The sequence below is a fragment of the Micrococcus sp. MS-ASIII-49 genome, from assembly GCF_000946635.1.
Lineage (GTDB): Bacteria > Actinomycetota > Actinomycetes > Actinomycetales > Micrococcaceae > Micrococcus > Micrococcus luteus.
Window position 1 is genome coordinate 1 of the sequence record NZ_JXSP01000021.1, and the last position, 7,582, is coordinate 7,582.

Below are 7,582 nucleotides of genomic sequence, written 5' to 3' on the forward strand. Positions count from 1 at the left end.
GCGCCCCCGACGACGCCGGCCCCCCACCCCCCCCCCCGCCGCCCCCGCCGCGGCCTGTCCCTCGCCGCCCTCGGGGCGGCCGCCCTGCTGCTGACCGGCTGCGCCTCGGGCGACGACGCCCCCGGCGCCTGGGACCGCGCCCGCACCCAGCTCGAGGAGGCCGACTCCGTCCGCATGGTCACCGAGCTGCGGTCCGAGGCCCCGAGCAACGGCCGCGCGGTCCCGGACGCGGTGGACATCTCCGGTCCCGTGGACGGCTCGTCCATGCGGTACGTGTCCGTGTACAAGGACGACGGTCTGATCACCCGGGACGAGTCCCGGATCGTGGACGGCACCGCGTACTCCCGGTTCACGGTGGAGCGCGTCGGCGCGAGCGGTGAGGACCATCCCGCCTATGCGGAGCGCTGGACCGCCACCCCGTACGAGGGCGATCCCAGCGCCACCGGCATGGGCGCGATGGTGAGCTCCCTGCTGGGCTCCCTGCCGGAGTCGGGCGGCCTGGACGACGTCGAGGCGGACGCGGACGGCATCCGCCGCAGCGGTCAGGATGCGATCCGCTACGTGCTGGACGAGCCCGTCTCGGGCCCGCAGGAGGGCGTGGAGCTGACCGCGTTCACGGTGTCCAAGGAGGACGGCCGCCTGCTCACCGTGGAGACCGAGTCCGCCGGCACGAAGGCCGTGGTGACCCTCTCCGAGATGGGCGGGGTGGATCCGGTGCAGGCCCCGCCGGCCGACGAGGTCCTGAAGCAGGACGGCTGACCCGGCCCACGGCGGCGGCGGCCCGCCTCCCCTCGGGGAGGCGGGCCGCCGTGTCTGCGCGGGTCAGCGCGTCAGCGGACCCTCGTCACCCAGCGGGGTGGACGGGTCCGAGATGGTGTCCGGCTCGGCACCGTGGCGGGCCGCCGAGGTGATGTTGTCGTTGTTGGACTCGGTCACGCGATCTTCGCGGACGTCGTTCTTCTTGTCGTTGCCCTGCATGGCATCCTCCACCTTCGTCGTGGCCTTCTGCACCGGATCGGACTTCTTCACCTCAGCGAACTTCTGCTGGGCGGTCTCCTGGACCTGGCCGACCTTCTCCTGGGTCTTGGGGTCGTTCCAGAGCTTCTGGGCGTTCTGGGTCATCTTCTCGAGGTTCTTGCGGCCCTCGGCGGAGCCGAGCAGGTAGCCGAGTGCGGCGCCGAGGCCCAGGGTGATGAGGCGCATGGGTGGTCTCCTTCATGTGTCGGGACCGCGCCGACCCTCTTGGACGGGCCGGGCGGCGCGCTGGCGCGCTGTCCTGGGATCACTCTGGTCATCGGAGCCCGCCGCGTCAACGACTGAGGCGCACGGCCGTGCGAGGGTCGGCGGCGTTCGTCCCCGCCGTCCCGCCCCACGACGACGGCCGCCCACCCCGGAGGTGAGCGGCCGTCGTCGTGCCGGGGCCCGTGGGCCCACGGGGTCAGCCGAAGTGCTTCGGCAGGGTGGCCTCCCAGGCCTCGCGCAGCTCCGCGATCGGCAGGGTGAAGGCGTCCTGGACCTCGAGGGCCGCGGAGTCGGCGTCCACCACGCCGATGCGCACGGCCGCGTAGCCGCGGGCCGTGGTCATGTCCGTGAACCGGACCTCCTCGGTGCGGGGCACGGCCACGACGGCGCGCGCCTGCGTCTCGGAGAACAGTGCGGTGAACAGGTCCACGCCGGCGCGGCGCAGCACCTCGTCCAGCACCACGCGGGCGCCCACGCCGAAGCGCAGCACCATCTCGGACAGGGTGGCCGCGAGGCCGCCGCCGGAGACGTCGTGGGCGGCGTCGATCATGCCGTCCCGGGACATGTTGACCAGCAGCTCGCCGAGCAGGCGCTCCTTCTTCAGGTCGACCTTCGGGGGCAGGCCGCCGAGGTGGCCGCGCAGGCGCGCGAACTCGGAGCCGTCCAGCTCGTCCGCGGTCTCGCCCAGCAGGTAGATCGCCTGGCCGTCCGCGTCCGGGGCGAAGCCAGACGGGGTGCGGCGCAGGACGTCGTCGAGCTGGCCGAGCACCGCCACCGTGGGGGTGGGGTGGATCGGGGTGCTGCCCGTCTGGTTGTACAGGGACACGTTGCCGCCGGTCACCGGGATGCCGAGGGTCTGGCAGCCGTCCGCCAGGCCGCGCACGGCCTCCGCGAACTGCCACATCACGTCCGGGTCCTCGGGGGAGCCGAAGTTCAGGCAGTCGGAGACGGCCAGGGGCACGGCCCCGGCGGTGGTGACGTTGCGGTACGCCTCGGCCAGGGAGGCCTGCGCGCCCGTGTACGGGTCCAGGTAGGTGAACCGGTCGTTGCAGTCCGTGGCCAGGGCCACGCCCATGCCGGTCTCCTCGTCCACGCGCACCACGCCCGCGTCGTCCGGGGCAGCCAGGGCGGTGTTGCCGCGGACGTAGCGGTCGTACTGACGGGTGATCCAGGAGGTGTCCGCCAGGTTCGGGGAGCTCATCAGCTCCACGACGGCGGCGCGCAGCTCCTCGCCCGTGGCGGGCAGGTGCTGACCGGCCTCGGAGGAGCGGAACGTGTCCGCCTGGAGCTCGTCCTGCCAGGCCGGACGCGCGTACGGGCGCTCGTAGACCGGGCCGTCGTGGGCCACGGTGCGCGGGTCCACGTCGACGATGACCTCGCCGTCCCAGGTGATGATCAGGCGGCCGTCACCGGTGACCTCGCCCAGCCACGAGTACTCGACGTCCCACGTGGCCATGACGGCCTCGAACGCGGCGACGTTCTCCGGCGTCACCACGGCCATCATGCGCTCCTGCGACTCGGACATGAGGATCTCGCCCGGGGTCAGCGTGGAGTCGCGCAGCAGCACGTCCGTCAGCTCCACGCGCATGCCGCCCTCGCCGTTGGAGGCGAGCTCGGAGGTGGCGCAGGAGATGCCGGCGGCGCCGAGGTCCTGGATGCCCTCGACGAGGGAGTCGCGGAACAGCTCGAGACAGCACTCGATGAGCACCTTCTCGGAGAAGGGGTCGCCGACCTGCACCGAGGGGCGCTTGGCGGGCTTGCCGTCGCCGTCGAAGGACTCTGAGGCCAGCACGGAGGCGCCGCCGATGCCGTCACCGCCGGTGCGGGCACCGAACAGGACCACCTTGTTGCCCACGCCGGAGGCGTTGGCCAGGCGCAGGTCCTCGTGCTTGAGCACGCCCACGGCGAGGGCGTTGACGAGCGGGTTGCCCTGGTAGATCGGGTCGAAGCGGGTCTCGCCGCCGATGTTCGGCAGGCCCAGGGAGTTGCCGTAGCCGCCGATGCCGGCCACCACGCCGTGGAACACGCGGGCGGTGTCCGGGTGGTCGATCGCGCCGAAGCGCAGCGGGTCCATCACGGCCACCGGGCGGGCGCCCATGGAGATGATGTCGCGCACGATGCCGCCGATGCCCGTGGCCGCACCCTGATAGGGCTCCACGTAGGAGGGCGAGTTGTGGGACTCGACCTTGAACGTCACGGCCCAGCCGTCACCGAGGTCGGTCACGCCGGCGTTCTCGCCGATGCCCACCATCATGTGCTGCTTCATCTCGTCGGTGAGCTTCTCGCCGAACTGGCGCAGGTGCACCTTCGAGGACTTGTACGAGCAGTGCTCGGACCACATGACCGAGTACATGGCCAGCTCGGCGGCGGTGGGACGGCGGCCGAGGATCTTCTTGATCTCGGCGTACTCGTTCTCCTTCAGGCCCAGCTCGGCCCAGGGCTGCTCGACGTCCGGCGTCGCCTGGGCGTCCGCGACCGTCTCGATGTTGAACTGCTGGCTCATGCATGGCCTCCACGGCTGGCGAGGGTGGTCAGGACGGAGGTGAAGAAGCCGAGGCCGTCCACGCCGGAGCGGGGGCCGGCGGCGGTGTCCGGGCCGAAGCCCGTCTCCACGGCGTGCTCCGGGTGCGGCATCAGGCCGACGACGTTGCCGGCCGGGTTCGCGATGCCCGCGATGTCCCGACGCGAGCCGTTCGGGTTCCAGCCCTGATAGCGGAACACCACGCGGCCCTCGGCCTCGAGGGCGTCGAGGGTCTTCTCGTCCGCCACGTACTGGCCGTCCTGGTTCTTCAGGGGCACGGTGATGGTCTGGCCCTGCTCGAAGTCGCGGGTCCACACGGTGTCCGTGCTCTCCACGACCAGCTCCTGGTCGCGGCAGATGAAGTGCAGGTGGTCGTTCTTGATCATCGAGCCCGGCAGCAGGTGCGACTCGGTGAGGATCTGGAAGCCGTTGCAGATGCCGAGCACCGGCAGGCCGTCCGCGTCGCCCTCGGGGCCGCCGGCCGCCGTCGCCACCGCGTCCATCATGGGGGCGAAGCGCGCGATCGCGCCGGCGCGCAGGTAGTCGCCGTAGGAGAAGCCGCCCGGGATCACGACGGCGTCCACGCCGGCGAGCGTCCGCTGCGGGTCCGCGTCGGCGTGCCACAGGGAGACGGGCTCGGCGCCGGCGAGGCGGACGGCGCGCAGCGCGTCCACGTCGTCCAGGGTGCCGGGGAAGGTGATGACGCCGATGCGCGCGCCGCTGAGCGGCGTCGTCGGCGTCGAGTAGTCGCCGATGAGGGGGAGCTCGGTCATCGGGCGCCCTCGGCCTCGTCCAGGACGGCCACGTTCACGACGTCCTCGATGACGGGGTTGGACAGCATCTCCTCGGCGGCCGTGCGCGCCTGGGCGAGGATCTCGTCGGTGACCTCGCCCTCCACGGTGAGCTCGAAGCGCTTGCCCTGGCGGACCTGGCTGAACTCGGTGAAGCCGAGGCGGGGCAGGGCCCCGTTGATCGCCTTGCCCTGCGGATCGAGGATCTCGGGCTTGGGCATGACGTCGACGACGATGATGGGCATGAACACGCTCCTGGGTGCGGGACGATGCCGCGGAGCAGGACGGTGTAGATGCCGTCTCACGCCCGGCCCGGGGCGCTCCGCGTGCTTGCCCGGCCAGTCTACTCGGCCGCCCGGACGCGGAATCGGGGGTGTGATGGGGGCGGCACGCGGCAGCCGGCCCGGCGTAGCCTGGCGGCATGAGACCTCAGCAGACCCGTGTGTCCCCGCTCGGCCGACGTCGGCCGATCAGCCCGCTCGGCCCCGCGCTGCTCGCCGCGGCGGCCGGCGTCGTGCTGACGGGAGTGCGCCGCATCACGGCCCGGTCCGCCCGGCGTCGCGCGACCGGACGCCCGCGCCGGTGACCCGTCCCGAGCCCTGCCCCTGCGGGTCCGGAGCCGGGCTCGCGGCGTGCTGCGGTCGCCTGCAGGCGCGTTTCGCCCGGGACGGCGCCCTGACCGCGCCCACCGCCGAGGCGCTCATGCGCTCCCGGTACACGGCGTTCGCGCGGCTGGGCGAGGCCGGGCCGGCAGAGGTCCGGGCGATGGCCGACTACCTCGCCGCGACCTGGGCCCCCGAGCATCGACCCACCGCGGCCGAGCTGCTGCCGGCCGCGGGGGAACCGGCGCCGCGGTTCACCCGCCTGGCGGTGCTGGACGTGCGGGACGGCGGGCCGTTCCAGGACGCCGGGACCGTGGAGTTCGTGGCCGTCGGCACGGGGGCCGAGGGGCGGTTCCGACTCCATGAGGTCAGCCGGTTCCGCCGTGAGGACGGGATCTGGCGCTACGTTAACGGCGACGTGCGCTGAGGCCGGGGCGGCGCGTCGGCCGGCGGTGACGCGTCAGAAGGCGGAGAAGATCCCGGCGCCCACGCTGAGGACCAGACCCAGGATGGCGATCCACGCCACCAGGGTGACGATCGGGCGGGGGCGACGCGGGGCGTCGTCGTGCCAGTCCACGCCCTCCAGCTCCGGAGGGGTGCGCAGCTCTCGATCCATGGCCCCAGCCTCTCACGCCCCACGCCGCCCCGGGCTCAACGCGGGTTGACTTGTCACGGGTGCTGGGCGCCCGGACCCGCGACAACTCAACCCGCGTTGCCGTCCGGGGTGAACAGGTCCTCGATCCGCCGCCCGAACACGGCCGCCAGGCGGAAGGCGAGGGGGAGCGAGGGGTCGTAGCGGCCCTTCTCGAGAGAGATGACGGTCTGCCGGGAGACGCCGAGCTCGTCGGCGAGCCGCTGCTGCGACCAGCCGAGGCGGGCACGCTCGTCGGGGATGGTGTTCTCCACGGCTCAGCCCCGGCGCTTCTGGAGCGCGTAGCGGACGGCCACCGAGGCGCCCGCGAAGAGGAGCAGCCCGGCGCCCACGAGCGGCAGGTCGGCCTGCCATCCGGTCATGGCAATGACGAACGTGCCCAGGCCCAGCACCACGAGCAGGTCGCCGAACGCGGCGGACTGCGCCTTCTCGAGCCACCGGCCCTCGATGGTCTCCTCGGTGTCTCGGATGGCCCCGCGGACGGTGGTGCGGTCCACGAGGAACAGCCAGGCGAGGGTGATGCCGACCGGGAGCGCCGACGCCGCCATGACCGCGCCCGTGACCGCCGGGAAGCGGGGACCGGCGTCGCCCTGGCTCGAGGCCAGACCGTAGGACGCGGCCCCGATCAGCAGGGCGATGACGACGCCGGCCACGAGGCTGACGAGGATCAGTCGCCCGGACCCGCCGCCCAGACGGGCGGAGCGGCCCCAGCGGGGGCGGCGGTCGCGGGCGAGGTCGGTGGTGGTGTGCGGCGTGGTGGCCATGGCGGTCCCTCCGGGGCGGGGCCGGGGTTTGTCCCCGTCGTGTGAAGCAAGCTTGACAGTAAAGAGAGTTTGACGTCAAGTCTGCTTGACGGTGGCCCGACAGGGCGGCGGCGGAGCTGGGCCTCGCCGTGGACGCCTCCACCGCCGCCCACGATGCTGGCCGCATGGCCTTCGAGGTGCACCCGCTCACCGCCGACCGCTTCGACGACTTCGCGCACGTCGTCAACCCGAACCGCCGCGCCACGCACTGCTGGTGCCTGTCCCCCCGGCTCTCAGCGCCGCAGAGGCACGCGCCCGGCGACCCCCGCGAGGACACCATGCGGGCGCTCGCTGCGGGGGAGCCTGCGCCCGGCGTCGTCGGTACTCGGACGGCGAGCCCGTCGCGTGGTGCAGCATCAGCCCGCGCAGCGCGATCCCGCGGCTCGTGATGCGACACATCCGCGGGTGACCCGGCCCTCCGCCGTCCGTCCGCCCGTCCGGCCAACGCGGGTTGACTTGTCGCGGGTCTGGGCGGTGAATACCCGTGACAAGTCAACCCGCCTTGCCCGGGGTGCCGCGCCCTTGGCTCGCGTGGAGTCGTCCCCGCTCGCCCCGGCCCGTTCCTGAGGAGCCGCCATGTCCCTCCGTCTCTCTCACACCACGTGGGACGCGCTGGACCCCCACGCCATCGCCGAGTTCTGGCGCGCGCTGCTCGGCTGGGAGGTCGACGAGCCTCACCTCTACCGCCCGGGGTCGGACGAGTGCTCACTCGTCGGCCCTGACGGGCAGGTCGTCCTCTTCTTCCGCGTCCCGGACGCCAAGCGCGTGAAGAACCGCGCCCACATGGACCTGCGCGCGGCCGCCGGCTCGACGCGCGACGCCGAGATCGAGCGGGCGCTCGCCCTCGGCGCCGCGATGGTCGACGACCGCCGCGTCGACCTCGGCTGGGCCGTCCTCGCCGACCCCGAGGGCAACGAGTTCTGCATCCTCGACGGCTGAGCCGACCCCACGACGGCCCGGCGTCTCCGCGG

Annotated in this window: 11 protein-coding genes; 4 read left to right on the forward strand and 7 right to left on the reverse strand. The window is 73.0% G+C overall.

What is annotated here, in order from left to right:
* Positions 1–54 precede the first annotated feature (54 nt).
* Positions 55–759 carry a hypothetical protein gene (locus SJ20_RS01425; protein WP_044658686.1) on the forward strand — a complete coding sequence of 235 codons (705 nt, stop codon included), beginning with the start codon at positions 55–57 and terminating at the stop codon, positions 757–759.
* Between the two features lie 63 nt (positions 760–822).
* On the opposite strand, the gene SJ20_RS01430 is transcribed toward SJ20_RS01425, so the two are convergent.
* The 4 genes from SJ20_RS01430 to purS form a co-directional block, all read right to left on the reverse strand.
* Positions 823–1,203 carry a YtxH domain-containing protein gene (locus SJ20_RS01430; RefSeq protein ID WP_044658681.1) on the reverse strand — a complete coding sequence of 127 codons (381 nt, stop codon included), beginning with the start codon at positions 1,201–1,203 and terminating at the stop codon, positions 823–825.
* A gap of 235 nt (positions 1,204–1,438) precedes the next feature.
* A complete protein-coding gene (gene purL, locus SJ20_RS01435) occupies positions 1,439–3,745 on the reverse strand; it encodes a phosphoribosylformylglycinamidine synthase subunit PurL (protein WP_044658682.1) in 2,307 nt (768 codons plus the stop codon).
* Positions 3,742–4,536 carry a phosphoribosylformylglycinamidine synthase subunit PurQ gene (purQ, locus tag SJ20_RS01440; protein ID WP_044658683.1) on the reverse strand — a complete coding sequence of 265 codons (795 nt, stop codon included), beginning with the start codon at positions 4,534–4,536 and terminating at the stop codon, positions 3,742–3,744. The genes purL and purQ overlap by 4 nt, the downstream gene beginning before the upstream one ends.
* Positions 4,533–4,799: a phosphoribosylformylglycinamidine synthase subunit PurS gene (gene purS / locus SJ20_RS01445; protein ID WP_002856633.1), complete on the reverse strand. Its 267-nt coding sequence runs from the start codon at positions 4,797–4,799 to the stop codon at positions 4,533–4,535. Before purS ends, purQ begins: the two co-directional genes overlap by 4 nt.
* Before the next feature lie 176 nt (positions 4,800–4,975).
* Here purS and SJ20_RS11960 point away from each other — a divergent pair, with 176 nt between their 5' ends.
* A complete protein-coding gene (locus SJ20_RS11960; protein ID WP_155643109.1) occupies positions 4,976–5,140 on the forward strand; it encodes a hypothetical protein in 165 nt (54 codons plus the stop codon).
* Complete coding sequence (locus SJ20_RS01450; protein ID WP_044658684.1) at positions 5,137–5,583, forward strand: YchJ family protein; 447 nt, start codon at positions 5,137–5,139, stop codon at positions 5,581–5,583. The genes SJ20_RS11960 and SJ20_RS01450 overlap by 4 nt, the downstream gene beginning before the upstream one ends.
* Positions 5,584–5,616: 33 nt before the next feature.
* Here the strand turns inward: SJ20_RS01450 and SJ20_RS11965 are convergent, their stop codons facing one another.
* The 3 genes from SJ20_RS11965 to SJ20_RS01460 all read right to left on the reverse strand — a co-directional run bounded on the left by SJ20_RS11965 (position 5,617) and on the right by SJ20_RS01460 (position 6,572).
* Positions 5,617–5,772 (reverse strand): hypothetical protein, encoded by a 156-nt coding sequence (locus SJ20_RS11965; RefSeq protein WP_010079551.1) that lies wholly within the window; start codon positions 5,770–5,772, stop codon positions 5,617–5,619.
* A gap of 86 nt (positions 5,773–5,858) precedes the next feature.
* The gene (locus SJ20_RS01455; RefSeq protein ID WP_002856639.1) at positions 5,859–6,062 is read right to left on the reverse strand and encodes a helix-turn-helix transcriptional regulator; all 204 of its coding nucleotides are present in this window, start codon (positions 6,060–6,062) and stop codon (positions 5,859–5,861) included.
* Between the two features lie 3 nt (positions 6,063–6,065).
* On the reverse strand, positions 6,066–6,572 hold the full coding sequence (locus tag SJ20_RS01460; RefSeq protein ID WP_044658685.1) for a hypothetical protein: 507 nt from the start codon (positions 6,570–6,572) through the stop codon (positions 6,066–6,068).
* A gap of 615 nt (positions 6,573–7,187) precedes the next feature.
* On the opposite strand from SJ20_RS01460, the gene SJ20_RS01465 reads away from it, so the two are divergent.
* Complete coding sequence (locus SJ20_RS01465; protein ID WP_020621445.1) at positions 7,188–7,550, forward strand: VOC family protein; 363 nt, start codon at positions 7,188–7,190, stop codon at positions 7,548–7,550.
* Positions 7,551–7,582 lie beyond the last annotated feature (32 nt).